General features: G+C 65.8%; 2 protein-coding genes. Both read left to right on the top strand.

Translation table 11 applies throughout. The features are described from left to right. The coding region (locus BQ9846_RS16290; RefSeq protein WP_328585380.1) for a heme/hemin ABC transporter substrate-binding protein at positions 1 to 822 on the top strand (822 nt) is incomplete at its 5' end. Beyond that, positions 812 to 1,190 (top strand): iron chelate uptake ABC transporter family permease subunit (locus tag BQ9846_RS16285; protein WP_144049493.1); only part of this gene is annotated, 379 nt, incomplete at its 3' end. The genes BQ9846_RS16290 and BQ9846_RS16285, both read left to right, overlap by 11 nt.

Here is a 1,190-nt window from a genome sequence, read left to right as displayed (position 1 = left end):
GCCCTGGTGGGGGCCGCGGCGGCACAGGCGGCCCCCGAGCGCATCGTCAGCGCCGACGGCGCGCTGACCGAAATCGTTCATGCGCTGGGCGAGGGCGAGCGCCTGGTAGGCGTGGATACCACCTCGCAGTTTCCCGAAGCGGTCACCGAGCTTCCCCAGATCGGCTACAAGCGAGCGCTTTCGGTGGAGGGCGTGCTCTCGCTCAATCCTGACCTTTTGCTGATGACCGACGACGCCGGGCCGGATACCGCCGTGCGCCAGCTGAACAACAGCGGTCTTGAGCTGCACACCTTCGCCACCGAGCCGACCCTGGAGGCGGTAAAGCACAAGGTGTTGGGCGTGGCCGAACTGCTGGACAAACCGGAGGCCGGCCGCACGCTGTGGGCGCGTATTCAAGCCGATGTCGAGGCCGCCAGGGTGTCAAGCGAGCGCCTGGATGAACCGGCGCGGGTGCTGTTTGTGCTTGGCCTGAACGACCGCAGTCCGCTGGTGGCGGGGACGAACACCGAAGCCAACGCCATGATCGAGCTAGCCGGCGGGGTCAACGTGATCGAAAGCTTCGAGGGCTACAAGCCGATTTCCACCGAAGGCATCGCCATGACCGGGGCCGACGTGGTGCTGATGATGGAGCGTGAGGAGCACGCCGCCAGCGCCGCTGAGCTGTTTGCCCGGCCCGGTTTTGCCGCGCTGCCGGCGGCAGAGAAGCAGCGTTTGATCAAACACAACGGCACGTTTCTGCTGGGCTTTGGGCCGCGCATCGGCGAAGCCATCGGCTGGCTGAATCAGGCGCTGTACGCACCGGAGGGTGGCCATGCACGCTAGGGCGCAGATTGGCCAGAAGGTGCTGGTAGCGCTTACGCTGCTGTCGGCGGCCATGCTTGTGTTTTCTACCACGGTCGGGCCCATGAGCATCATGTGGCAGGACAGCCTCAGGGTGCTGCTGGGCATGGGCAGCGCCAGCGGCGGGGCGCACCTGGACACCATCATTACCTCCATTCGCCTGCCTCGCGCGCTGCTTGGCATGCTAGTGGGAGCGGCGCTTGCGGCAAGCGGTGCGGCCATTCAGGGGCCTGGCTCTTTTACACACCTTGATGTGTATAAAAGACAGGGTCAAGCCGCCTCCAAAACTTTTCGCAATTCGCCGCGCCGGGAGGGGGGGCCGTGCGCCCGCCTGGGGGCTTTGGATGGGG

It is taken from the genome of Vreelandella massiliensis (genome assembly GCF_900155385.1).
Classification (GTDB): Bacteria; Pseudomonadota; Gammaproteobacteria; order Pseudomonadales; family Halomonadaceae; genus Vreelandella; species Vreelandella massiliensis.
This window is presented reverse-complemented; position numbering and strand designations above follow the sequence as displayed.